General features: G+C 70.9%; 21 protein-coding genes. 15 read left to right on the top strand and 6 right to left on the bottom strand.

Annotated elements, in window-relative coordinates; genetic code table 11:
• Positions 1-4: 4 nt before the first annotated feature.
• The 6 genes from G6O69_RS11530 to G6O69_RS11505 all read left to right on the top strand — a co-directional run bounded on the left by G6O69_RS11530 (position 5) and on the right by G6O69_RS11505 (position 5817).
• The gene (locus tag G6O69_RS11530) at positions 5-382 is read left to right on the top strand and encodes a BlaI/MecI/CopY family transcriptional regulator (RefSeq protein WP_172303565.1); all 378 of its coding nucleotides are present in this window, start codon (positions 5-7) and stop codon (positions 380-382) included.
• On the top strand, positions 382-2559 hold the full coding sequence (locus tag G6O69_RS11525) for a M56 family metallopeptidase (protein ID WP_172303564.1): 2178 nt from the start codon (positions 382-384) through the stop codon (positions 2557-2559). Before G6O69_RS11530 ends, G6O69_RS11525 begins: the two co-directional genes overlap by 1 nt.
• Before the next feature lie 157 nt (positions 2560-2716).
• Positions 2717-4192, top strand: a complete 1476-nt coding sequence (locus G6O69_RS42070) for an SUMF1/EgtB/PvdO family nonheme iron enzyme (RefSeq protein ID WP_346017032.1) — start codon at positions 2717-2719, stop codon at positions 4190-4192.
• A gap of 57 nt (positions 4193-4249) precedes the next feature.
• On the top strand, positions 4250-5026 hold the full coding sequence (locus G6O69_RS11515) for a hypothetical protein (RefSeq protein ID WP_176396773.1): 777 nt from the start codon (positions 4250-4252) through the stop codon (positions 5024-5026).
• A 1-nt stretch (position 5027) separates the two neighbouring features.
• Positions 5028-5369, top strand: a complete 342-nt coding sequence (locus G6O69_RS11510; RefSeq protein ID WP_172303562.1) for a hypothetical protein — start codon at positions 5028-5030, stop codon at positions 5367-5369.
• Between the two features lie 46 nt (positions 5370-5415).
• Positions 5416-5817 (top strand): hypothetical protein, encoded by a 402-nt coding sequence (locus G6O69_RS11505; protein WP_172303561.1) that lies wholly within the window; start codon positions 5416-5418, stop codon positions 5815-5817.
• Between the two features lie 55 nt (positions 5818-5872).
• Here G6O69_RS11505 and G6O69_RS11500 read toward each other — a convergent pair whose 3' ends face one another.
• Positions 5873-6838 carry an aldo/keto reductase gene (locus G6O69_RS11500; protein ID WP_172303560.1) on the bottom strand — a complete coding sequence of 322 codons (966 nt, stop codon included), beginning with the start codon at positions 6836-6838 and terminating at the stop codon, positions 5873-5875.
• 220 nt (positions 6839-7058) lie between these two features.
• Between G6O69_RS11500 and G6O69_RS11495 the strand changes: the two genes are divergently transcribed.
• From G6O69_RS11495 to rsgA, 3 genes are all read left to right on the top strand, one after another.
• Positions 7059-8258, top strand: a complete 1200-nt coding sequence (locus tag G6O69_RS11495) for a choice-of-anchor L domain-containing protein (RefSeq protein WP_172303559.1) — start codon at positions 7059-7061, stop codon at positions 8256-8258.
• A gap of 140 nt (positions 8259-8398) precedes the next feature.
• A complete protein-coding gene (locus G6O69_RS11490; RefSeq protein ID WP_172303558.1) occupies positions 8399-9136 on the top strand; it encodes a hypothetical protein in 738 nt (245 codons plus the stop codon).
• A gap of 151 nt (positions 9137-9287) precedes the next feature.
• Positions 9288-10394 carry a ribosome small subunit-dependent GTPase A gene (gene rsgA, locus G6O69_RS40095; RefSeq protein WP_346017031.1) on the top strand — a complete coding sequence of 369 codons (1107 nt, stop codon included), beginning with the start codon at positions 9288-9290 and terminating at the stop codon, positions 10392-10394.
• A gap of 1 nt (position 10395) precedes the next feature.
• Here the strand turns inward: rsgA and G6O69_RS11480 are convergent, their stop codons facing one another.
• The 3 genes from G6O69_RS11480 to G6O69_RS11470 all read right to left on the bottom strand — a co-directional run bounded on the left by G6O69_RS11480 (position 10396) and on the right by G6O69_RS11470 (position 14667).
• On the bottom strand, positions 10396-11994 hold the full coding sequence (locus tag G6O69_RS11480) for a hypothetical protein (RefSeq protein WP_172303557.1): 1599 nt from the start codon (positions 11992-11994) through the stop codon (positions 10396-10398).
• 211 nt (positions 11995-12205) lie between these two features.
• Positions 12206-13618, bottom strand: coding sequence for a hypothetical protein (locus G6O69_RS11475; protein ID WP_172303556.1), 1413 nt, complete (start codon positions 13616-13618; stop codon positions 12206-12208).
• Positions 13615-14667 carry a threonine/serine dehydratase gene (locus G6O69_RS11470; RefSeq protein WP_172303555.1) on the bottom strand — a complete coding sequence of 351 codons (1053 nt, stop codon included), beginning with the start codon at positions 14665-14667 and terminating at the stop codon, positions 13615-13617. The genes G6O69_RS11475 and G6O69_RS11470 overlap by 4 nt, the downstream gene beginning before the upstream one ends.
• A 30-nt stretch (positions 14668-14697) precedes the next feature.
• Between G6O69_RS11470 and G6O69_RS11465 the strand changes: the two genes are divergently transcribed.
• From G6O69_RS11465 to rplI, 5 genes are read left to right on the top strand one after another with little or no spacing between them, the layout of a single operon-like run.
• Positions 14698-16836, top strand: a complete 2139-nt coding sequence (locus tag G6O69_RS11465) for a glycosyltransferase family 39 protein (protein ID WP_172303554.1) — start codon at positions 14698-14700, stop codon at positions 16834-16836.
• 43 nt (positions 16837-16879) lie between these two features.
• A complete protein-coding gene (locus tag G6O69_RS11460) occupies positions 16880-17773 on the top strand; it encodes a hypothetical protein (protein ID WP_172303553.1) in 894 nt (297 codons plus the stop codon).
• Positions 17774-17787: 14 nt separating this feature from the next.
• Positions 17788-18426, top strand: coding sequence for a 30S ribosomal protein S6 (gene rpsF, locus G6O69_RS11455; protein WP_176396772.1), 639 nt, complete (start codon positions 17788-17790; stop codon positions 18424-18426).
• On the top strand, positions 18426-18668 hold the full coding sequence (rpsR, locus tag G6O69_RS11450; RefSeq protein WP_172303551.1) for a 30S ribosomal protein S18: 243 nt from the start codon (positions 18426-18428) through the stop codon (positions 18666-18668). The genes rpsF and rpsR overlap by 1 nt, the downstream gene beginning before the upstream one ends.
• Before the next feature lie 2 nt (positions 18669-18670).
• Positions 18671-19123 (top strand): 50S ribosomal protein L9, encoded by a 453-nt coding sequence (rplI, locus tag G6O69_RS11445; RefSeq protein WP_217909806.1) that lies wholly within the window; start codon positions 18671-18673, stop codon positions 19121-19123.
• 511 nt (positions 19124-19634) lie between these two features.
• On the opposite strand, the gene G6O69_RS11440 is transcribed toward rplI, so the two are convergent.
• Positions 19635-20279: a dihydroneopterin aldolase gene (locus G6O69_RS11440; protein ID WP_172303549.1), complete on the bottom strand. Its 645-nt coding sequence runs from the start codon at positions 20277-20279 to the stop codon at positions 19635-19637.
• A gap of 42 nt (positions 20280-20321) precedes the next feature.
• The gene (locus tag G6O69_RS11435; RefSeq protein WP_172303548.1) at positions 20322-22109 is read right to left on the bottom strand and encodes a phosphoenolpyruvate carboxykinase (ATP); all 1788 of its coding nucleotides are present in this window, start codon (positions 22107-22109) and stop codon (positions 20322-20324) included.
• Between the two features lie 299 nt (positions 22110-22408).
• On the opposite strand from G6O69_RS11435, the gene G6O69_RS11430 reads away from it, so the two are divergent.
• Complete coding sequence (locus G6O69_RS11430; RefSeq protein WP_172303547.1) at positions 22409-23254, top strand: hypothetical protein; 846 nt, start codon at positions 22409-22411, stop codon at positions 23252-23254.
• The last annotated feature ends 143 nt before the right edge of the window (positions 23255-23397 follow it).

Below are 23397 nucleotides of genomic sequence, written 5' to 3'. Positions count from 1 at the left end.
TGTGATGGAGCAGCTCAGCGACGTTCAGCTCGCCTTCATGCGCGCGCTCTGGGCCCGACCAGGCTCGAGCGTGGGGCAGGTGCGAGAATTCTTGATCGACGAGGGTCGGGACCTCGCGCCGACCACCGTGTCCACGCAGCTCTCGCGCCTGGAGAAGAAGGGGCTGATCGCCCACGAGGTCGACGGCCGGCAATTTTTGTACCGCGCGCAGGTCTCCGAGGCGCAAGTTCAGCGCTCCGTCCTGGCGCGGGTCACCGAGGGGCTCTTTGGCGGCGACGTCACGGCCCTGGTCCATCAGCTCCTCGACGCCGACGAGGTCGGGGCCGACGAGCTCGCCGAGGTCAAGCGGCTGATCGAGGCGCGAGAGCGGGGGCAGCAGTGATGAACGCGCTCACGCAGCTCGCCCACAGCGACGCCGTGGCCACGGCCACGAGCTGGATGCTGACCTACGCCATCCACTCGACGATCCTGATCCTCGGCGTGTGGCTGCTGTGCCGGGGCATCGGCCCGATCGCCCGGCGCATGCGCCCGCAGGCCCAAAATCACGCCTGGAAGCTGGCCGTGGTCGGCGGCCTCGTCACGGCCACGGTGCAAGTTGGCGCCGGCGTGCGCCCGGCCGTTGGCGCCTTCGAACTCGGGGCCGCGCCCAGCTCGGCGACCGCCGCTGCGACGCCCGCAGCAGCGCCTGCGCCAGTCCAGCCCCAGACCCAGACCCAGACCCAGACCCAGCCGCAGCCCATCGTCCACCTGCGCCGCACCCCGGCCCGAAGTGGTGAGCGCGCGCTGATGATCTTCCACGGCAGCTCGGCCGCGCCCGTGGCCGCCCCGCTGATCTCCAGCCCGATCCTCGACCCCCTCGCCGCCCCCACGCCGACCAGGACCCTCGTCGCGGCGGCCGACGAGCCCGCGCCGATCTGGCCCGCGCTGCTCTTTGGCATGTGGGTCCTCGGCGGGAGCTGGGCGGCGCTGCGGCTGGTCCGCAGCGTCCGCGCCCTGCGGCGGCGGCTCGGCGACCGCGTCGAGGTCCTCGAAGATCCGGTGCTCGAGTCCTTCTTGACCCTGTGCCGCGACGCCGAGATCGAGCGCAAGATCCGGCTCACGCAGACCACCAAGCTCGCCGGGCCCATCGCCCTGTGGCGGCGGGAGATCGTGCTCCCGCGCCGGGCCGTGGACGAGCTCTCGCCAGCGGCGATGCGCGCGGTGCTGGCCCACGAGCTCGCCCACCTCGAGCGCCGCGACCCGCTGTGGCTGGCCGTCGCCGCCGTGATCGAGGCGCTGTGCTTCTTCCAGCCGCTCAACCGCCTGGCCCGCCGCGGCATGCAGGAGTCGGCGGAGCTGCTCAGCGACGACTGGGCCATCGCCCACACCGGCGACGGCGTGCAGTTCGCCAAGTCCCTGGCCGAGATCGCCAGCTGGAGCCGGGCCCGGCGCAACGCGGCCCTGGTCGCCGGGATGATCTCTCGGGACAAGCCGCTGCTGCGCCGGGTCGAGCGGGCGCTCGGCGGTGACCCGCGGCGCCTGGACGAGGACGGCCACCGACCTGGGCGCCTCGCCCTCGGCCTGGGCGCCCTCACGGCGCTGATCCTCCTCGCCCCGGGGGCCGTCGACGCCGGCGAGCCCGAGGCCCGCGACGCGGCCCGCGACCAAACCCCTGACCAAACCCCTGACCAGTCGAGCGAGGCCAGCGCGCCCGCGGACGCCCGCGCCGAGAGGCGTGAGCGCAAGCAGGCCGAGAAAGCCCGCAAGCAGGCCAAGAAAGCCCGCAAGAAGGCCGACAAGGCCCGCCGAAAGGCCGACGAGGCCCGCGCCAAAGCCGAGCAAGCTCGCGTCGAGGCCATGCAGGCCGAGCGCGAGGCTCGGGCCGCCATGCGCCAGGCCAGGCGCGAGGACCGGCCGGTGGGCGACACCCACATGGTCCTGCGCGACGGCGCCAACGTGCTGATCATCGACGACGAGGGCGTCCGCGCCCACGGAGAAAAGGGCGAGATGTTGATCATCGACCGCCGGGGCCTCCACGCCCAGAGCGAGGATGGTGAGCTGATGATCCTCGGCGGCGACCACCCGCGGCTGCGGCTCGAAGCCGACGGTCAGAACATCGACATCGAGCTCGATGACCTCGAAGACATCGAGGAGCTCGAAGCGCTCGGAGACCTCGGGGCGCTCACCGGTGGGCTGATCCAGGCGCTGGTCCTCGAAGAGCTGCGCAACGTGCCTGCGCCCCCCATGCCGCCCCAGGCCGTCGAGGGCGACGTCGGTCGGCCCCCGCGGGGGATCTCCGAGCGCGAGCGTGCGCGCAGCGAGCAGCGCCGCGAGCGGGACCAGCGAAAGCGCGAGGCCGACCAAGCCCGCCGCGAGGCCGACCAAGCCCGCCGCGAGGCCGACCAGGCCCGCCGCGAGCGCGACCACGAGGCAGGTCAGCGAGCCGGACGCGAGGTCGAAGCCGAGCTCGAGGCCGCCATGAAGTCTCTCGAGCGCAGCTTCGAGCGCGGAGAGATCAGCGCCGAGGTCTTCGAGCAGATCACCAGGGAGCTCGAGCGCGCGCTCGAGGGTGAGCGCTGATGCCCACGCACCTGATGCTCGCGGCGCTCTTGCTGTGCCTGCCCCTGCTGCTCGACGACTGAGTCTCTGAGCCGCAGCCCAAACGCGACACGCGCAGGCCGATCCGCTCCCCCGGATCGGCTTGCGCGTGTCGCGTTTGGGCTGATAGCTTCCCCAGGTGCGCAATAGATCGCGTTTGCTGATCAGCACGGGCGTCCTGGCCCTCGCCTGCTCCGGCGCCTCCGACGGCCCCGGCGCGCACGCTTCGGCGAGCGACCACTATCAGCGCTGCGTCGAGGATCCGGGCGCCGACAGCTCGCGCAGCCGTCCCCTCCTCGTCGAGTGGCCGTCGACCCAGCGGGCCGCCCTCGAGGCCGAGCTCAACCGCCGCGAGTCGCAGGTCGTGGTCCGCTACACCGGCTGCGAGCTCGAGGTCCTGCGTGGCTGCGAGCTCGCGGGCAGCTACGAGTGGACGCAGATCACTCCCAAGCACGACGCCCTGGAGATCCGCAACACCGGCGACGTCTGGGCCAAGATCCCCCTGGGCGCGGCCAAGCTGGTCTCGGCCGTCGAGCGCTACGGCGCGCTGCACCTCGACATGCAGATCGTCGGCCAGTACGCCGGCCCCGACCACGCCCCCGCCCGCGAGCAGCTCATCGGGCGGCGCTGCGAAGACGCGACCCACGTGATCTCCAGCTTGATGGTCGGCGCCTTCGAGATCCGCTCGGCCAAGGGCGGCTCGCTGCGCGGCGGCGTCGAGGTCTACGGCGCCGGCGCGGGGGCCAGCGGCGGCCGCCACGAGGGCTACACCAGCAGCGACGGGGATCTGCGGGCCTGTCAGCGCGGCCACGGCTACGCCCCACCCGAAGACTGCGAGTCTCTGCTCCAGATCGAGCTGCTGCCCGTGCCCCCGGCCGAGGTCGTCGCCGCCGGCACCTGCCCCGTCGACATGGCCTTCGTCGAGGTCGGCGAGGCGCGGGGCTTTTGCCTCGACACTCACGAGGTCACGGTCCGCGACTACGCCCGCTGCGCGGCGGACCACACCTGCTCCGAGGCCCCCGCGAGCGTCGACTGGCCGGGGATCAGCGAGGACGAGCACGCGCGCTACGACGAGCTTTGCAACACCGACCGCAGCAACCGGCGCAGCCACCCGGTCAACTGCGTGACCTGGGACCAGGCCGCCAGCTACTGCCGGGCCCAGGGCAAGCGCCTGCCCCAGGTCCGCGAGTGGAAGTGGGCGGCCCGCGGCGGCGAGCAAAACCGGACCTACCCCTGGGGCGAAGACCTCCCCGGGCCCAGCCACGTCAACGCCTGCGGCAAGGAATGCGCCAAGCAATTCGGCGCGCGCGAGCAGGCCTTCGAGGCGGCCGACGGCAACCGCGGCACGGCCCCGGTCGGCAGCTACCGCGACGGCGTGGGTCGCTGGGGGCTGCTCGACATGAGCGGCAACGTGCTCGAGTGGACCGACCACCCCATCCACAGCTCGGGCACGCTCCAGGTCATGGGCGGCTCGGCGCTCTCGGGCGCCCCCGAAGCCCTCGAGAGCGCGGCCAGCGAGTACGTCCAGCCCTCGACCCGGCGCTTCGACCTGGGCTTTCGCTGCGCGGCGGATCCCCGCGTCGACGAGGGCAAGGGGCGCAGGCGCAAGCGCTAGGAGTCCGCTCCAGGCCGCGAGAGGCCTCCCTGCGGCGCGGTGTGCGATGATCCCCGCGTGCGGGACACCAACGCAGCCGTGCAGCCGACGAGCCCTCGCTCGCAGCCGAGCCTCGCTCTCGCCCTTTGTGGTGTCGTCCTCTGCGCGACCGTCGAGCTGCGGCCGAGCCTCGCCCACGCGGGCTCGCCTACGCCTGACGCCGCGCTCGAGGACAGCGCCCTCGAAGCCAGCGAGGACGTCCCCGCCTCCACCGAGTCCAGCGAGGACGTCCCCACGCAGCCCGAGTCCAGCGAGGACGTCCCCGCCTCCACCGAGCCCAGCGCGTCCGAGCCCAGCGCGTCCGAACCCGCCGGCACCGAGCCCACCGCGAGCGCCCCCGCCGAGCCGCCGCCTCCCGGCATCGACGCCCCCATCGATCCCCCATCGGACGCGGCTGCTCCCCTCGGCGAGCTCTCCGAGCAGGGCAGCCGTCGCGGCGCCCTCGAGTTTGGCCTCGCCACGGTGATGACCGGCGCGGCGATCGGCCTGATCGCCTACGCCAGCGTCGAGCTCGTCCGCGCCGGGGATCGCAAAGACCAATGCAGCGAGGGCGGCGGCCTCTCGAGCCTGGACCCCTGCAACCTCGACCCGCCGGGCCTGGGTTACGCCGCCGCCGGCTTGGGCTACGCCTTCTCCGTGCCCCTCCTGGTCGGCGCCGGTCTGCTCTTCGCCCGCGGCGCCCGGGTGCTCACGGACGCCCGCCGCTGGGGCAGCCGCCTGGAAGGTCGCCAGCTCGGCGCCGCGCCCTGGTGGTCCGCCCACGGCGGCGGCCTGCGCCTGGGGCTGCGCTTTTGACATGGGCGACGACGGCCAGCCCGGGGGGGTCGCCGACCAGCTGATCGCCCAGCTCCCCGCCGAGGGCGAGGCCGTCGACGCGGGCCGCTTCAGCCTCGACCCCGCCAAGGCGCGGGACAAGCTGCGCCAGCAGGCCCAGCTCGAGCCGCGCCAGGCCTTCACGAGGCCCTACTTCGCCAACACCGAGCTCACCGCCAGCGGCGAGCGCTCGCTCGGCGCCGGCCCGATCCTCGCGCTGGTCGGCGTGGCCGCCGTGTTGTTCTTCATCTCGCCATTTTTCCTGGTCTTGCTGATCCCCCTGGGCGTGTTCCTCGTCGGCCGCAGGCACTCGGGCCAGGTCTGAGCCCACGACCTGTCTGAGCATCCCGCGCTGGGTGTACCCTCGCGACATGTCCCACGACCACCAAGGCGACGAGCAGCACTGCGGCGAGGCGCACCGCGCGAGCGAAGCGTCCGGCGGCGGCCCGAACACCGACTTCCTCGACCTCGAGATCAGCCAGGTGCTCTACGCCGAGGCCGAGGGCGTGACCCGCGAGGCCTTCCGCGAGCTGCTCAAGGAGGCCGCCAAGCGTCAGTGGCAGGCGCGCTGGGGCGAGCGCATCGAGGCCCTGGCCAAGCTCGCGGTCGACGAGCTGCTCGAGGACATGGCCGCCAACCTCGAGATCGAGGCCCGCATCGCCGCCCGCAACGCGGCCCGCGGCGCGGTCCAGGATCGCGCCTCGCAGCTGATCCAGGGGACCCCCGAGTCACCCGAGCCCGGCGAGGACACGAGCGGCGACGGGCAGGGCTGAGCGGCACTCAGGCGCTGCGCGGATCCGCTCGGGGCTCGGCGCTCACAGCTGGCGCTCACAGCCGGGCGCGGTCGATGTGCGGCGCCAGGGCCTCCCAGACCTTGTGGCGCAGCATCGCGTCCACGGCCCGGACGTTGTCGGCGACCTGCTCGGGCGACTTGGCCCCGACGATCGCCACGCTGACCCCCGGCTGGCGCAGGACCCAGGCGATGGCCAGGGCCGCCGGCGTCAGGTTCAGCTTGCCCGCGACCAGGCGCAGGGCGGCCAGCAGCGGCTGGACGCGCGAGAAGCCCGGCTCCTGAAAGCGCGCGTCCCGGTGGCGCAGGTCCGACTCGGGGAAGCGCGGCGGCGTGGCGCTGAACTTGCCTGTGAGCAGGCCGCGGCACAGGGTCTCGTAGGCGAGCACGCCCAGGCGCTGCTCCCCCGCAGGCGCGGCCACCTCGCGCAGGGCGTACTCGAACTCCCGGCGGACCATGGAGTAGGGCGTCTGGAGACAGGCCAGCTCGGGGGCATGCGCGAGGGCGCGCTCGAGCGGCTTGCTGCCATAGTTGCACAGCCCGAAGTGACGGATCTTGCCGCCCTCTTGCAGAGCCATGAGCGCCTCCAAGGTCGCCTCGAGGGGCGTGTCGCGCTCGCACGGCCAGTGGACCTGGAGCAGCGGGATGGTCTCGAGGCGAAGCCGACGCAGGCTCGCCTCGCAGTCGGCGACGATGTGGTCGGGGCTGAGATCGCTGTACGCGTGGCCCTCTCCCCCGCGAAAGCGGACCCCGACCTTGGTCGCGATCACCACCTCGTGGCGGCGCGCCCCCAGGGCCCGGACCAGGAGCTCGTCGGCGTGGCCGTGGCCGTAGAGCGGCGCGGTGTCGAACCAGTTGATGCCGTGATCGACGGCCGCCCCGATGGCCGCGATCGCGCGGCGATCGTCGACATCGTCCCCCCACCACTTGCCGCCGATGGCCCAGCAGCCCATGCCCACGGCAGACAGCTGAAGATCGGTCCCTGGGAGCGTACGGAACTTCACGCTAACCGTCCGAGGTGAAACCCAGCGCGAGCATCTCGCTGGGAGCATGAGGCGTGGTGCGAGGTTTTTGGGGCACGAAGAGCGCCCTTTTAGCACGGAGCGCGGGGAGCGATTATAGCCATTCCGCATACGCGCCTCGGCGCGGGCATGGCGCGCCAATTCACCGTGGGGTCATCGCGCTTGAATTCGATCACCGCTTCGCGGGACGATTCCGCAAACCATGATGCTTGCTTGCTCGCCCCGCCGGAACGCCCTCACCTCGCTGTCCTCCCTGGCAGCCCTCGCCCTCGCCCTCGCGGGCTGCTCCGACGACGGAACCGCGGCCAGCAGCGAGGACGGCATCTCTTCGGTCGACGCCGGCAACGACGTCGACGAGAGCCAGCCGACCGAGGACGGTGACAGCGCGACGGACGACGAGGGCGGCACCACGGTGGGGGGCACCACCACCACCAGCGGCGAAGAGGACGAAGGCGACACGCAGATCTCCGATCCCAAGTTCGACGTCGCGTCGATGCCCGACTCGCCGGACATCTGCCTGGTCCCGGATCACATCCCCTGCGACCACCTCGACTACGCCAACGAGGAGGCCGAGGCCTGGGGCGCGCTCGGCCTCAACTGCCCCGGCGAGTTCTCGGCCGACGTCGAGTACAACGGCCACTACCTCGCGCTCTACGTGCAAGAGGGGCAGATCGGCACGCACAGCCCCGCCACCTACCCGGTCCGCGAGGGCGAGAAGATGGTCGTGCTCTCGACCGGCGACGCCTTCGACGTGATCTCCCCCGGCAACGGCGACGGCGACACCACGCTGTCCGGCAACGACCCCGGCTACCTGCCCTCGCCGATGCAAGACGACGAGGTCTCGGACACCGAGACCTGCGAGGACAACCCCGACCTGGTCGGCACGGGCGACTGCTCGAACACGATCTTCGACCAGTTCTCGGGCACCAACGGCGCCTTCGACTACGCGGAGATGCGCTTCTCGATCACCGTGCCCACGGCCGTCAACGCCTTCGCCTACAACGTCGCGTTCTTGTCGTGGGAGTACCCGGACTTCTACGGCTGGGCCTACAACGACATCTACATCGCCTGGCTCGAGTCCGAGGACTGGACCGGCAACATCACCTTCGACCTCCAGGGTAACCCGCTGTCGCTCAACGCCGGCTTCCTCGACTACAAGGACGCCCCCAACGACATCGACTGCCCGCTGCCCTGCGACGCCCCCGAGCTCGAGGGCACCGGCCTCGAGGGCCACGGCGGGACCCAGTGGCTCGAGACCACCTGGCCGGTGACCTCCGGCGAAGAGATCACCGTGATCTTCGCGGTCATGGACATCCAGGACAACATCGTCGACTCGGCGGTGCTCCTCGACAACTTCCGCTGGACCTGCTTCGGCGGGACCAAGGGCACGGTCGTCGGCTAGGCTCCTAGCCACCCTCGAGATGGGCGAGGCTGCCCACCTGCGCGAGCCTCCACGTGTCTTTTTGGTGCCAAGTCGTCCACGCGATGCACTTGGCTCGAAATCGTGACGGCCAAACCCGCGCATGTACCTATCCTCGCCCCATGTGCAAATCGTTTGAGTCCATCACGGCCCGAGGGGCCCTGCTCCTGCTCGCCGCCCCGCTGACCCTCGCCCTCGGCTGCGCCCAGGATCCCGACGCGGCCAGCGCGGACATCGAGCTGCGCGGCATCGCTGCCAACGAGGGCTACGTCGTCGAGGGGCAGATCGCCGACGGCGGCTGGGAGGGCGTGTGCCTGCTCTACGTCATGCGTGAGGATCACAGCTGGGCGGCGCTGGCCGTCGAGCGCAACTTCGACGACGGCCCGCCCTACTGCGGCGCCGTCGAGCCCTACCTCGATCGCATCGACGTGATCGTCGGCTGGGACACGGCCGACATCAGCGCGGTCACCGACACGAACCTGCTCCAAAACTGGTCCGCCACCTACGACCAGCCGCGCAACCGCGAGGTCGATTACTACTGGCTAAACGGCCCGCTGAGCGCCGACTTCTGGGGCACGGTCTACGGGAACATCGAGCAGTCCTCGATCCTCGGGCTCGGCATCTGCGCCTACTACCTCGAGAACGACGACGGTGAGCCCTACGCCCTGCTCGAGTACGAGGACACCTATGGCGCCTGCCCGGTCCTCGACCAGATCCCCTCGGGGGCGACGATCCGCGTCCCCCTCGACGACATGCTCGAGGTCGATGACCCGATCATGGGCTCGATCCTGGATCAGACCTTCTTCTCGGGCGGCGCCGAGCACTACGTGTTCCTGGCCTCGGCCCCCTCGACGATCTGAGCGGGTCTGCGCCGACATGCGAGCCTGCGCGGCGTGGGCTCGCATGTCCACCGCGCCAATCCCCGCGGGCGCGGTTGACAGGCAAAGCGATGAGCTGCAATCGTCCCTCCGCTCCGGCCCAGGAGCGCCTCGGAGCCGGTTCAGCGCCCGCGTGATTGCCAAGCAACGCAAACGTCGAAAGACCCGCTCGGCCCGCAGCGGCCGTGGCTCGAGCCGCGACGCGCGCTCGCGGGCGCTCTCGGAGCAAGCGAGGGAAGACTCCCCTGGCCAGCCCGGGGTGATCGTCGCCCACCACGGCGTAGCCGTGGACGTCCGCCTCGACCCCGGGCCGACGTCAGCCCCCGAAGCCGGGCCAGCGCCCGAAACCGGCGTTGCGGCCGAGCTCGGCCCCAAAACCGACGCCGAAACCGGCACCGACTCGCCGAGCGCCGCCAGCCGCCCGGTCTCGGTCTCGGTCAAGGTCCGGCGCCGCTCCGGCCACGTCGTCGGCGACCGCGTCGAGGTGTTTGGCGAGCGCCTGCGCCGGCTCGAGCGTGACAACGAGCTGCGCCGCCGCGACGCCTTTGGCCGCGTCCATGTCGTCAGCGCCAACCTCGACGTGCTCGGGATCGTCGTCGCCCCGCGCCCGGCCTCGCCCGCCGGCTTCGTCGACCGCGCGCTGATCTCGGCGCTCAGCAGCGGCGTGCGCCCCTTCTTGGTGCTCAACAAGGCCGAGCTCCCCGAGGCCGAGGCGCTCGCGACGAGCCTGCGCGAGACCTACGTCGACGGCCCCGGCGGCATCGATCTGACGATCCTCGAGGTCTCGGCCAAGGCCGCCCTCGGCCTCGACGCCCTGCGCGAGTTCTTCGCCCGCGGCGAGCGTCGCGGCGCCTTCGTGGGCACCTCGGGCGTGGGCAAGAGCTCGCTGGTCAACGCCCTGCTCCCCGAGGTCGCGCTCGGCGTCGGCGAGATCAACGAGCACTCGGGCCTCGGGCGCCACACCACGACGACCGCGACCTTGCACCGCCTGCCTGGCGGCGGCGAGCTCATCGACACGCCGGGCTTTCGCGACTTTGGCCTGGTCGACCTCGACGTCCGCGAGCTCGCGCGCTTCTTCCCGGGCTTCTTCGAGATCCTCTCGCGGGAGACCTGCCGCTTCTCGGACTGCCGCCACCTGGTCGAGCCCGACTGCGCGATCCGGGCCGCGGTCGCCGACGGCCGCCTGGCCACGGCCCGCTGGCAGCGCTACCGCGATCTCGTCGCCGAGATCTCGAGCTAGCTCATCCGCCCAGCTTGGCGAGGACCTCGGACATCTCGATCAGGTCCTCGTCCTCCGGCGCGGCCTCGAGGGCCTCCGAGATCAGCGAGATCGCCGAGAGCACCGAGCCGTAGCCCTGGGTGGGCTGGCCGACCACGCCGCGATAGACCCGCAGCGCCTGGACATAGGCGATGGTGGCCGCGCCCTTGCGGGTGGCCGCGGACCCAAAGCCGAGCTCGCTCACCGGCAGCTCCCAGCCCAGCTCGAGGCCCTCGTCGAGGGCCGGCTCCGTCCACTCGAGCTCGACGGAGATCACGGCCTGCTCGTCGAGCTCGCCGCAGAGCTCGAGCTCGTGGTGAAAGACCAGGGCGCGGCTGGGGGTCAAGGTCGCCACGCCCGGCTCGCCCACGCCCTCGCCCCAGCCGGGGTCGCGCGAGCTGATGCCCAGGCCCGGCGGGAGGTGGAGGCGAACCTCGGCCTCCTGGCCGACGGCGATCAGGCTGGAGGTGAAGTCCTCGTCGAGGCGCTCCCACAGCTCCTCGGCGTCGCGGCTGTAGAAGCTCAGCCCGCGCCCGGCGCGACCGAGGGCGCGCAGGGCCGGCTCGGAGAAGCTCTGCGGATCCCCGAGCCCGACGCCGACGAGCAGGTGGCCGTGCTCGGCGTGATCTTCGACGAGGTCGACGAGCGCGTCGGAGTGGGAAAAATTGCCGTTGCTGACCAACACCACCCGGTGCTGGCCGTCATCCTCGTCCCAGGTCTGCTCGCCGATCTCGTAGGCCAGCTCGAGGGCCCCGGCGACGTCGGCGTAGCCCGGCGAGAGCGACTCCATCAGCCCGCCGTCGAGGTCGAGCTCGTTCGGGTTGAAGACCGCCTCGGCCTCGAGCAGGACCACCGGCGACTCGCCAGCGGCGATCAGCGAGACGCGGTCGCCCGGGCGCAGCGCGTCCTCGAGGGCCGCGAGGGCCTCGTCGGCGAGCGCGAGCGGCTCGCCGATCATGCTCGGCCCGAGGTCGACGACGATCGCCAGGTCGACGGGCGGGCGCTGCTCGGGGTGCATCTCCGGGACCTGGACCGCGAACTGGAGGCGATAGATCTGGGTCGCGGAGTTGGCCACGGAGGGCTTCCACAGCTCGCCGGAGATCGTCGGCGTGTCCTCGGGGGAGGGGCCGTAGCCAAATTCGAATTCGTTGAGGAAGGGCCGCGAGCTCAGGGGGATCTCGGGGACGTCGCCGCTGCCGGAGAGCACGGCCTCGCGGACCAGCGAGGCCACGACCTCGTCGTTGGCCGCGCCGAGGTCGAGGTCGATGGTCTGTCCCGCGCTCGAGTCACACAGCTCGAGGTTCAAGCTCGGGTCCTCGACCCCCGTGGTCTCGTCGCTGCCCTCTTCTTCGCCGCTCGACTCACCCTCGCCCGTGCTGCCCTCGTCTTCGCTCTCCTCCGGGCCGCCCTCTTCGCTGCCCCCGACGGTGTCGACCTCGCTCCCCTCGCCGAGCTCGTCTCCGTACTCGCGGTCGTCGATACCCGAGCACGCGCTCGCGCCGACGACGAGACATACGAGCCCCGCGGCAATGGCAGGGGACGAGACGAAGCGCGAGCGTCCACATTTGAAGGAAGTGGTCATGGCATCAAGGCAAGTAGATGCCAATTGCCTATCACGCGTTGCATACGCGGACAAAGGGCGAACGCGGGCTGTTTGACCACGACACCAATGTCGTGGCTCTCGAACTAGACATACGTACGGAACGCGCGCGCTTCGCTTTGACCCACGTGAGCCGTGAACGAAGCTGCCGAGCTGCGCGCGTCCGCTCGGCCTCGAAACTCCACGGTCCAGATCACGGTCCGTAGATCGCCGCGAGCGTCCGCCCCACCCAAGCCACGTGGTCGTAGCCCTGCGCGTCGCTGAGCGAGCGCGGCGCGACCACCCGCGCGACCACGTGCCCCCGAGGGTCATGTGGCTGTGCCGGGCGCTCGACCAGGTGGACCTCCGCGCTCCCCGAGCAGCCCTCGCAGGGGGGGAGCTCCAGGCTGCGAGCCGAGTAGGCGCCCTCGATGTCCGCACGATCGAGCTCGAGGATCCCCGGCACCTCGACGGCGAAGCCCGACTCGTCGACCTCGGCCTCGGCGACGAGCACCGCCGCGAGGCCGGCGAGCAGGTCGCTGGCGCGCTGGAGCTGGGCCGGGTCGGCGTCGAGGCCGTCGAGCTCGAGGTCGACCACGCCAAAGCGCCGCATCCCCCGGGTGGTCAGGCGAACCCCACCCTCGCGTTGGGGATCGGAAAAGGGCACGACCGCCAGCTGGTCGCCCACGTTGAGCTGCGCGGCCCGCAGCCGGCGCGCCGTGAAGGCCTCGGCGTCCATGGTCTCGAGGGTGTCGGGGTCGTGGATCAGCGCGCCCTCGTGCTCGGCGACGATGCGGACCAAAGTCTGATGTAGCCGCAGGCCGCGGACGGCGTGGCGGTTGCGGTAGTCGGCGCGCAGCAGCAGCGCCCAGCCCCGCCCGGGCAGCGAGGCCCGCTCTTCGTCGGTGAGCGAGCGGGTCAGCACGGGGTCCTCGTAGGCCGCGCTGGGGATCACCGCGTCCTGACCCAGGCCGAGGTGGACGACCTCGATGTGCAGGCCGAGCAGGTCGAAGCTCCGCTCGCGCTCGCGCTTGGCGATGGCCTCGTCGGGCGAGAGCGCCGCGGGAGTGTCCTGGTCCGGTCCGGGCCGGGCCTCGGCCTGCTCGCCCTGCGCCTGCTCGCCCTCGCCCTCGCCCTCGCCCTCGCCCTCGCCCTCGCCCCCCGGCACCCCCTCGAGCGCCTCGATCCCGAGCGTCGCAAAGTCGGTGGTGTGGGGCTCGGTGTCGATCAGCTGGAGCAGCAGGTCGATCTCGCCGTCGCGCCGGCGGTCGGGGAAGGACTGCTCGACGAGGCCCTTCAAGAACGCCCGGGTCGGCGCCTCGGGCCGCTCGCTGCCGGGGAGCAGCAGGAGGTAGCCCATGCTCGTGCGGTCGGAGAAGGGGATCGTGTGCGCGGCCTCGCCACTGAGCGGATCCGCGGCCTCGTCCTCGCCTTCGCCAGCGGCGGCTTGCTCGCCCCCGGCCTGCCCGTCCTCGGCTCGCCCGTCCCCCCCAGCAGCAGGCGCCTGCTTCGTCGCCTCGCCGGCCTCGGCTCGCGCGGGCCCGGACCCTGCGCCGCAGCCCGCCAGCGCCAAGCTCAGCGCCAGCGCCGCCCATCCCCAGTGACGAATCTCGACTCGGTCCTTCACGCCTGCGCGCTCCATTGCTCGATCAATTTTGCGACCAGCTTGGGGTCGACGTTGCCGCCGGTGAGGATCACCCCCACGCGCAGCGGTCGATCTTCCACGCCCACGGCCTCGCGCAGCGCCCGGGCCTGGCCCAGCGCGACCGCGACCCCGGCCGCCCCCGAGGGCTCGACCAGCACCTTGGCCCGCGCGAGCACCTGAACCAGCGCGCGGCCGAGGGCCTCGTCGTCGACGCGGAAGCTCCCGGCGAGGTCGCGCCGGGCGATCTCGAAATTCAAGGCGCCGACGCGCACCGGCTTGAGCCCGTCGGCGAGGGTCGGCCCCGGGGGGACGTCGACCCGCGCGCCCGCTTCGAGGCTGGCCGCGAGGGCGTCGCAGCCCGCGGGCTCGACCGAGAAGATCCGCGGCCGGCGATCCTCGGCGACGCCGCGCGCGGCCAGGCAAGCCCCCGCGATCACCCCACCGCCACCGACCGGGACCACGATCGCGTCGAGCGATCCCCCGGCCGCCGCGATCAGCTCGGCCGTGGCCGTGCCCTGACCGCAGACGATGTCGGGGTGGTCGAAGGGCTCGATGATCGTCCCGCCCGTCTGCGCCTGGAGCTCGAGGGCCGCGGCCTTGCGGTGGTCCGAGCTCGTCCCGGCGAGCACGACCTGCGCCCCGAGCTCGCGGACGACGGCGAGCTTGACCGCCGGCGCGTCGACGGGCATGGCGATCCGCGCCTGGACCCCGAACTCCCGCGCGGCGAGGGCCACGGCCTGGGCGTGGTTGCCGGAGCTGAAGGTGATGATCCCCCGAGCGCGCTGCTCGGGCTCGAGGCGGCCGACGGCGTGCATCGCTCCGCGGGCCTTGAACGCCCCGATCCGCTGCATGTTCTCGGCCTTGAGGAAGAGCTCGACCGGGGCCTCGGCGAGGGCGTCGAGGCGAGGGCAGCGAAGCGTGGGCGTGTGGACCACGCTCCTCGCGATGCGCTCGGCGGCAGCGGCGACATCCGCCGCGCCCAGGCGCGCGGCCCAGGCGGCGGCGTCCTCGGGGTCGTAGTCCTCGCGCATGTCGGCGCCAGTGTAGACTCGCGCGCGCTCATGACCCAGAGACTTCAGCGCCTCGGCGAAGCCCTCGCCCGCGTCGGCCCCTGGACCTGGGGGGTGCTCATCGCGCTCACGCTGCTCGTGATCTACTCGGCCTCGATCGGCGCCTGCGGGCCCTGGGACCCATGGGAGACCCACTACGGCGAGGTCGCCCGCAACATCGTCGCCCGTCACGACCCCATGGATCTGTGGTGGCGCCCGGGCTACGGCCCCCACGGCAAGCGCGAGGGCGTGTTCGCCTCGAAGCACGCCCTGCCCTTTTGGTGCATGGCGCTGAGCTTCGAGGTGTTCGGCGTGGGCACCGGGCCCGCGGACGAGATGGTCCGCAGCCCGCTCCCCGAGATCGCCCTGCGCCTGCCCAGCATGATCGCCGGCCTGGGCGCGGCCGCGCTGGTCGGCTGGTGCGTGGGTCGTCTGGTCCACTGGCGCGCCGGCATGCTCAGCGCCCTGGTCCTCGCGACCATGCCCCAGTACGCGATCCTCACCCGCCAGGCCGTCACGGACATGTTCTTCGTGGCCCCGGTCTGCCTGGCCATGGTCGCCTGGGCGATGGCCTGGCTCGAGCCCGAGCGCGCCCTGAAGACCCGCGGCCGCGGCTGGTACGAGATCCCCTGGGACCGCGCCTGGCTCGGCTTCTTCGCGCTCTTCGTGATCGCGGCCGTGGTCCCCCTGGCGGTCCTCCACCACCACGTCCTCGACCCCGAGACCATCGCCCGCGTGGCCCGCTGGCGGCGCAAGACCACGGCCACCGTCGACGACCTCTCGACCATCGCCCGCCACCTGATCGTCTACTGGGTGCTGATCGCCGCCGCCCTCGCGCGCAGCTTGCGATGGCGCCAGCGCAGCCAGGCCTGGATGGGCGTGGTCTACCTCGCCGGCGGGCTCTCGCTCATGGGCAAGGGGATGATCGGGCCGGGGATCATCGGGCTTTTGATCCTCGCGCACATGGTGATCAGCGGCCGCCTGCACCTGCTGTGGCGGCGGCGCTGCGAGCTCGCCGTGGGCATCGTGCTCTTCGTGGTCAGCTGCTTCCCCTGGCACCACGCCATGGCGATCTTCCGCGGCGAGCGCTGGGTCAACGAGCTGATCGTGATCAACAACCTGGCCCGCTTCGCCTCGGGCGAGCAGGACCAGGCCGTGGGCGGCTTCGCCTTCTACCTGCGCACCCTCGGCCTCGCCGCCCTGCCCTGGTCGGCCGTGGTCCCGCCGGCGCTGTGGGCCGCCCTCCAGGCCTACCGCCGCCACGCCAAGGGCGCCCTCGACCCGGAGCAGGCCGAGCTCGACGCCAGCGCCCGCCCCCTCGAGCCCGGCCCCGAGCTCACCCGCCTGGCCCTGCTGTGGTTCCTGGTCAGCTTCGCGCTGATCACCTACAGCGTGACCAAGTACTACCACTACCTGGTCCCCTGCCTCCCGCCCCTGGCCGTGGTCATCGGCCTGTGGCTCCACGGCCTGCTGCCCGAAGACTCGACGACCGAGCCCGAGCAGCCCGAGCCGCTCGCCCTCCCGGCCCCGCGCCTGCCCGCCGCCGCCGTGCTGGCCTGCGCCCTGGCTGGCTGCGCGATCCTCTATCTCGTCGTCCGCGCCAGCCTCGACGAGCCCGCGTGGATCGCCCACCTGACCACCTACCTCTACACGGGCATGTGGCGCCAGGGCGCCGCCCCGGTCGACCGCATGCTCTGGTGCGTGGCCCCCTTCGCCCTCGGCCTGCTGCTGTGGGTCGCTCGCCGCGGCCGCGGGGCCGTGGCGGCCATGGTGCTCTCGGCCCTGCTGACGACCACCTGGGTCCTCGACGACTACCTGCCCGCGACGAGCGAGAACTGGTCGCAGCGCTCGGCCCTGCGCTACTACTACGACCACGCCCAAGACGGCGACAAGCTGCTCAGCTGGTGGTTTTACTACCGGGGCGAGACCTACTTCTCCAAGCGGCGCATCTGGGTGTCCATGGAGCCCAAGCGCGAGGAGCTCCGCGACTTCATCGACGAGCACCGCGGCCAGGGCGTGACCTTTTGGATCGTGACCACGGTCCGTCACGCCGACCGGGCGAAGGGCCACTTCCCCGCCGATGTCCGCGAGAACATCTCGGTCGTCTACAAAAATTTCCACTACGCCCTGCTCGAGGTCCCGATCCCCTGACGCCAGCTGCCCAGCGGCCCGAGACCTTGCTACCCTCCTGCCCGTGCGCGGCGAGGACGAGCGCGGCGAAGACGAGCCCAGCCAGGGCCAGCGCAGCGGGGGCGAGCTCGACGAGCGCTGGTCGCTCGAGACCCTGGCCGACGAGCTCGAGGCCGAGGGTCTCGAGGTCAGCGAGCTGCGCGAGCTCACCGAGGAGCTCGCGCTCATCGAGCGCCCGCCTGGGCTGCTGCGCCGGGTGACCTCGCGCGCCCGGGAGATCGCCTCGCGCCAGTGGGATCACTTCGTCGGCGAGCTCCGCGAGAGCCGCGAGGCCGCCGCGCTGATCGCCACCCGCGTCCGGGGCGAGCGCGAGCTCACCGACGAAGAACAGGCCAAGGTCCGCGAGCAGCTCCTCGACCTCTTTCGCATGTTCCCCGCCGGCCTGATCGTCGCGGCCAACTCCATGCTCCCCGTGCCCGGGACCTCGGCCCTGACCCCGTGGATCCTGATCCGCCTCGGCCTGATGCCCTCGCGCTGGCGCGAGGCCCACCTCCTCGACCGCCTGCGCAAGCAGCGGGAGATCCTCGAGCGCACCGGCCACGCCGACAAGGCCGCGCGCATCGACGAGATCCTCCAGCAGCTCGAGCTCGAGGCCGACGAGCGCGAGCAGATCGCCCGCGACAGCGCCCTGCTCACCCACTGGGACGCCAACCAAAACGGCGTGTGGGACGAGGACGAGCGCGCCGCCTACCAGCGCGAGGTCGAGCACACCCGTGAGCTCGCCCGCCTCCACGCCGCCCGCAAGCGGTGGTTCTTCGAGCACGAGGGCGAGGTCTTCGGCGCGGCGCGGCTCACGGAGATCGAGGAGCTCGAGGACGCCATCCACAGCCTCCTGGTCTGCTTCGACGGCAAGACCGGCTGGGTGGCCGTCTCCGACATCGCCGACGCCCTCGCGTGAGCTAGCTCCGCGCTTTGGCGCAGCCCCTGCGGGCTTGCCAGGCCCGCGGCCCTGGCGTAGATCTGCCGCCCCTCGCCAAGCGCGAGGACTCCTTGCTCCGCGGATGGCCCGCGGGGCCAACAGTCCACGAGGAGACGAATATGTCATTCACACCCGTCGAATCTTACTCGGCGCAGCGCAACACCCAGCGCGAGTACGAGCTCACGATCATCCTCAAGCCCTCCACCAACAAGGAGGGCATCCAGGAGCTGCTCAAGCGTCTGCAGGCGATCTTCGATCGCAACGGCAGCCGCATGCAGAAGATCGACAACTGGGGCCTGCGGACCCTGGCCTACCCGATCCAGAGCAACCGCAAGGGCATCTACCTCTACATCCGCTTCCTTGGCGGCTCTGCCATGGTCAAGGAGCTCGAGCGTAACCTTCGCATCTACGACGAGGTCGTTCGCTTCCTCTCCGTCGTGATCGACGAAGACGTCAACCCCGAGGCCCGTCCCAGCGACGTCGACGACGAGACCCTCGACGCCGCCACCGAGTCGGCCCCCGATCCCCTCGACATCGCCGCCCAAAAGGAAGGCACCTTCGAGGACGGTGACGACGACGACGACAACGACAACCGCGACGACGACGACGACGATGACGAGGAGGAGTACTGATGGCTGATCACGACGAAGAACGCGAAGGCCGCCGCGGCCGGCGCAAGCGGGTCTCCCCGCTCGCCGACCCCAACGTGGTCATCGACTACAAGAACCCGCAGCTGCTCAAGCACTTCCTGACCGACCGCGGCAAGATCGTCCCCGCTCGGATCACCGGCATCACCGCCCGGCAGCAGCGCGCGATCACCAAGGCAATCAAGCGCGCGCGTCAGCTCGCGCTGCTTCCCTACACGGTGCAGTGACCATGCTCGAGGTGATTTTGACCCAAGACATCGACAAGCTCGGCCGCGCCGGCGAGCTCGTCAAGGTCAAGCCCGGCTACGGCCGCAACTACCTGCTGCCCCGCGGCATGGCGTTGCCCGCGACCAAGGCCAACATCCGCCAGCTCGAGCACCATCGCCGCGAGATCGCCGCCCGCCAGGCCAAGATCCGCGCCGATCACGAGACCGCCGCCGCCTCCCTCAAGGAAGCCGTCGTCTCGATCCCGCGCAAGGTCGGCAAGGAAGACAAGATGTACGGCTCGGTCTCGACCAAGGACATCTCCGAGGCCCTGTCCGCGCAGAACGTCGAGCTCGACCGCAAGCTCATCAAGCTGCCCGAGCCCATCAAGACCGTCGGCACCCACGAGGTCGAGGTCCGCTTCTCCGCGGACGTCTCGGTCAACCTCAAGGTCGAGGTCATCGGCGTCCCCGCCTGATCGACCCTTCGATCCTCGAAACGGCCGAAGTCCCCGGACTTCGGCCGTTTTCATTTAACCCAAGCAGAGGTCTCTCTTCCCTCCGAGCGAAGGTCTCTCTTCCCCAAGCAGAGGTCTCTCTTCCCCAAGCAGAGGCCTCTCTCCCTCCGAGCGAAGGTCTCTCTTCCCCAAGCAGAGTCTCTCTTCCCTCCGAGCGAAGGTCCCCCCTCTTCCCGCGAGCGGAGCGCTCTCCACCGCCCCGAAGCGGAGCCGCCCCCCGCCAAAGACGCGCACAAGAGGGACAGCAGGGGACCCGTCGGCCGAGTTTCGCGTACCAGCTCTACCTCTCGAAGCGGAGCTCTCCCAAGAGGAAGGCACCTGCCCGAGAGACGCCCCATGAAGTCAGCGAGCCTGTCTGAGGCCGACGGGTCCCCTGCTGGCCCGTGCGCGCGCACCGACGGCCAAGACGCTCCCCGCAAAAGATCGAGAAGCTCCCCGCAAAAGATCGAGAAGCTCCCCCCAAAAGCACCCCTCAAAAACGAGAACCAGTCACCACCAACAAAGGCTGCCACCGCTCCGTAGGATTCTCATACCGAACAACCCCCACCCGCTCCAACACCGCCCCCGCCATCAACGTCTGCCCCAACGCCAACGCCCCCTCCCCAAGAGTCATCTGCGCCCCCTCCAGCTCCACCCCAGCCCCAGGCGCAATCGACACCCGCCGCAGCTCCACCGCCTGCGTCTGGTGGATCAGCTCCACCACCCCAAACTCCGTGTCCTTGCGCAGCAGCCGAGCCCAGCTCGCCTGGCGCTCGATGGTCACCGAGGGCAGCGCCACCCCGGCCAGCGCCTCGGGCTTGCGCAGCTGCAGGCGCAGCCCGTCGATGGCCACCCGCTCCTCGCCGGGAGCCGGCGCCGCGAGCAGGTGCCTGGCGAGCACGTGGGCCGCCGTCTCGAGCAGACGAAAGCGGCCCTGGACCATCAAGAAGGTCAGCTGCGCGGCGACGAAGCCATAGTCCACCGTGGACGACAGGCGCTCGTCATGCGCCGCGCGCTGGGTGTCGACCTCGAGCTCGAGGTCGAGCACCACGGGCTGGGGGTTCTCCCGCTCGAGCGGGTAGACCCCGATGATGCAGTCGACGCGTAGGCCCTCGAGGGCGATGCGATCACGAGCCATGAAAGTGCAGCGCCCTCGATTGAGGTGGGCCAGCGCGGCCGCTCAGGCCGCGCCGACGACGGCGGTGATGATCGGCTCGGCGACCGCGTACTTCTCGAGGAAGGCCTTGCGCTCCGAGTTCATGCTCGCAACCCAGGCGCGGTACTCGTCCATGCGCCCAGCCTTCTCGAAGAAGCGCCGCGGCTGGAGGATCTCCGCCGGGACCTTCTCGAGCAGGGCGGCGTTCTTGGGGTCCTCGACGTCGACGACCTCGTAGCCAAAGTCGGGGTCCTTGGTCCACACGACCGAGCCCTCGAGCATCGCCTCGAGCATCGCCGAGGAGTGGCGGATCTTGACCTTGAGGGCCTCGCCGGCCTTCTCGGCCGCGCCGTCACCACCGATGTAGCCGGTGTTCATCAGCCACATGGTGGTCTTGTGGAAGGTCTCGGCCAGCTCCGAGAAGCGCTCGGCCTGGAGGCTGTGGGCGAGGGGGAAGAAGGGCTGGGTGAAGGGCGAGCGGGTCTTGCCGCGCTCCTTGCCCGCCGCCGAGGTCTTGCTGGTCTCGCCGAGCATCAGGTAGCCAGCGGCCTGCTCGGCGCTGGTGAAGCGGACCAGGCCCGGGGTCGCGGCGTCGGGGCCCTCGTCGCGGTTGAGGATGCCCAGGGAGTAGACGTCGGGCAGCTCGTCGAGGTTGGCGGCGTCCTCGATCGAGGACATGGGGATGATCGAGCGGCCGTTCTCCGTCCACATCACGAAGTCCCAGCCGTCCTTGGGGATCCCGTCCTCGACCACGGCCGAGCGCTCGACCTCGCCCGCGATGTAGCGGTCGACGTTGGCCTGAGGCGCGCCGGTGCCGATCAGCACGTCGCGCAGGCGCTCGACGTCCTCGGGGCTCAGCCCGCGCTTGAAGAAGTCGGGCTCGCCCTGCTCGTCGAGGTAGACGTTCTCGATCCACGCGTCGGCGGACACGGTCCCGCGGTAGATGACCGGCTCGTTCTCCTCGGCCAGGGCCCAGGTCTTGGCGAAGCAGCCGTTCTCGGTGACCGAGATCTCGCCGTGGGGCCACAGCGCGATCATGTCGTCCTGGACCGGCTTGGTCGACGCGCCCTGCTTGCTGAAGGTGGTGGTCGTCTTGCCCGTGCCCGAGAGCCCGAGGATGCCCATGGTCAGGTGGTGCCCCTCGGTGGTGATCTCCTTGGCGCCGGCGTGCATGACAAGCCCGCCCTGGCGGTACAAGAAGGTGGCCAGCATGCGCAGGGCGCCCTTCTTGCTCTCACCAAAGTAGTCCGGCCCCATGATGTAGGTGACGTAATTGTCGAGGTCGACGATGATCGCCTGACCGCCCTCCATGTCCTTCACCGCGTAGTCGGGGGTGTAGACCAGGCGGAAGGCCGGCTCGAAGGGCTCGGCGGCGGCCTCGGGCCCCTCCACGCGCTCGCGCGGGAAGGACAGGACCTGCTGCATCCCGGCGATGTTGGCGCCCTCGAGGGTGTAGCACCACTGCACGGGGACCGAGCGCGGGCCGAGGCCCACGTAGCCGTCGATCAGCAGCAGCTTGCCGCGCTCGGCGATGTAGGCCGCCTGGCCGTCGATCAGCTGCTGCGCGCGGGCGGGATCGATGGTCTTCGACGAGTAGGCTTCGGGCTCGCCGCGACGATCGATCACATAGGTAAACTGGGCCATCCGGGCCTTGTTGCGCGCGACCTTGTTGATGCTCCCGCGTGCAGTGCGCGTGCAAAAAGGCGTGTGTTCGAGAGCCAAACGCTGGAGCTCTTCTTGGCTGGGGTTCGCCAAGGTCTCGACGGCGTAGGGAAGAGGGGGCTGCTTGGGGAGCTCGAAGGGGCGCTGCATGACGACGTCCGGGGCCGGAATGCGCGAAGCGATAGCACTTTGGCCGCAGCCTTTCCAGGCCGCACCCCGGGCCCCTGCAGCTGCCCCCCTAGCGCGAAGAGAGTTGAAATTACCGAGCTTTTATCCAGACGTGGGCCCGCCTCGGGGCGAGCTGGAGCAGGGCGCGCGGCGGACTGCGCTGGATTACGGAAGTCCTCATCCGTGCTTGCTCTCACACTTTTATCAATGTCCATTGTCGAGAGCGGCTCCGAACTCGTCGATTAAATGACACCCCACAGGTCGCCGCGTAAGTTGAATTCGTGCCCACGGCCCGCGAGCTGTTCATGGCGCACGTGTTCGCTGACGTGAACGACGCGCGCACCGCCGAGGTCGGCGACGCGCGACGCTCGCTGACCCGGGCCAAGCTCGAGGCCCTCGATCAAGTCGAAGGCCTCGACGAAGGCGGGCTGCGCCTGGTCATGCCCGGGCTCTATCAGCACATCGTCGCCACCACGATCCAGATCGCGGCGCGCGTCGGCGTGGCCGTGGGCCTCGCCCTCGAGGCCGTCGACGAGCTCCAGAGCCAAGTTGCGATCGGCAGCTTCTCGCGCCCGGTGCGAGATCAGATGACCGAGACCGGCATCGCGATGAAGCGCCGCCACTCGAGCCGCATCGCCAAGCTGGTCGCAGAGATCGCGGCCCAGCGCCTGGCCTGGCGCCACAACCACGAGTTCATGTCGTGGCTGGCCTTTCGCCGCGACGACCCGCGCTACCCCGCCGCCGATCGCCGCGCGCGGCTCGAGGCCTTCAAGATCGTCGACCGCCTGCTCAAGGGTCGAGAGTCGGTCTCGGCCCTGCTCGGCCACCCCCTGGCCGTGGCCCTCGAGGGTCACGACCGCTTCATGTTGGTCAACCGCTGGCGCCTCGATCCCCGCGTGCCCGAGCACGCCGTCGAGACCTACACCTGGCCGCTGCTCAGCTATCAGAGCGCCGAGGTCGTCGAGCTCGAGCTCGCCCGCTACCACTACGACGCCATCGTGGCCGCGGGCGCCGACGCGGCCTCCCGCAAGCCCAAGCACGACGAGCTCGTCGAGCTCTTCGCGCGGCAGCTCGCCAGCGCCCTCGATCACCTCCCCACGGAGGACGTCGGCACCGGCGTGATCTGAGTCTTCTTCCGCTCGTCCCCGCCTGTCATGAAGCCGCCCCCTCGGGCGCGGCCAAGGCAGACCTGCGCCCTCTCGTCCCGCGCCTCGTCCCGCGCCTCGTCCCGCGCCTCGTCCCGCGCCTCGTCCCGCGCCTCGTCCCGCGC

It is taken from the genome of Pseudenhygromyxa sp. WMMC2535, assembly GCF_011083025.2.
The sequence above is the reverse complement of the archived record's forward strand: the minus strand, read 5'-3'. Positions and strand labels throughout refer to the sequence as shown.

Excerpts from the sequence above, each read along its gene's own strand:
- G6O69_RS11530 (WP_172303565.1), top strand. The coding sequence starts at position 5 with ATGGAGCAGCTCAGCGACGTTCAGCTCGCCTTCATGCGCGCGCTCTGG.
- G6O69_RS11525 (WP_172303564.1), top strand. The coding sequence starts at position 382 with ATGAACGCGCTCACGCAGCTCGCCCACAGCGACGCCGTGGCCACGGCC.
- G6O69_RS11510 (WP_172303562.1), top strand. The coding sequence starts at position 5,028 with ATGGGCGACGACGGCCAGCCCGGGGGGGTCGCCGACCAGCTGATCGCC.
- G6O69_RS11505 (WP_172303561.1), top strand. The coding sequence starts at position 5,416 with ATGTCCCACGACCACCAAGGCGACGAGCAGCACTGCGGCGAGGCGCAC.
- G6O69_RS11495 (WP_172303559.1), top strand. The coding sequence starts at position 7,059 with ATGATGCTTGCTTGCTCGCCCCGCCGGAACGCCCTCACCTCGCTGTCC.
- G6O69_RS11490 (WP_172303558.1), top strand. The coding sequence starts at position 8,399 with ATGTGCAAATCGTTTGAGTCCATCACGGCCCGAGGGGCCCTGCTCCTG.
- G6O69_RS11480 (WP_172303557.1), bottom strand. The coding sequence starts at position 11,994 with ATGACCACTTCCTTCAAATGTGGACGCTCGCGCTTCGTCTCGTCCCCT.
- G6O69_RS11470 (WP_172303555.1), bottom strand. The coding sequence starts at position 14,667 with ATGCGCGAGGACTACGACCCCGAGGACGCCGCCGCCTGGGCCGCGCGC.
- G6O69_RS11465 (WP_172303554.1), top strand. The coding sequence starts at position 14,698 with ATGACCCAGAGACTTCAGCGCCTCGGCGAAGCCCTCGCCCGCGTCGGC.
- rpsR (WP_172303551.1), top strand. The coding sequence starts at position 18,426 with ATGGCTGATCACGACGAAGAACGCGAAGGCCGCCGCGGCCGGCGCAAG.
- rplI (WP_217909806.1), top strand. The coding sequence starts at position 18,671 with ATGCTCGAGGTGATTTTGACCCAAGACATCGACAAGCTCGGCCGCGCC.
- G6O69_RS11440 (WP_172303549.1), bottom strand. The coding sequence starts at position 20,279 with ATGGCTCGTGATCGCATCGCCCTCGAGGGCCTACGCGTCGACTGCATC.
- G6O69_RS11435 (WP_172303548.1), bottom strand. The coding sequence starts at position 22,109 with ATGCAGCGCCCCTTCGAGCTCCCCAAGCAGCCCCCTCTTCCCTACGCC.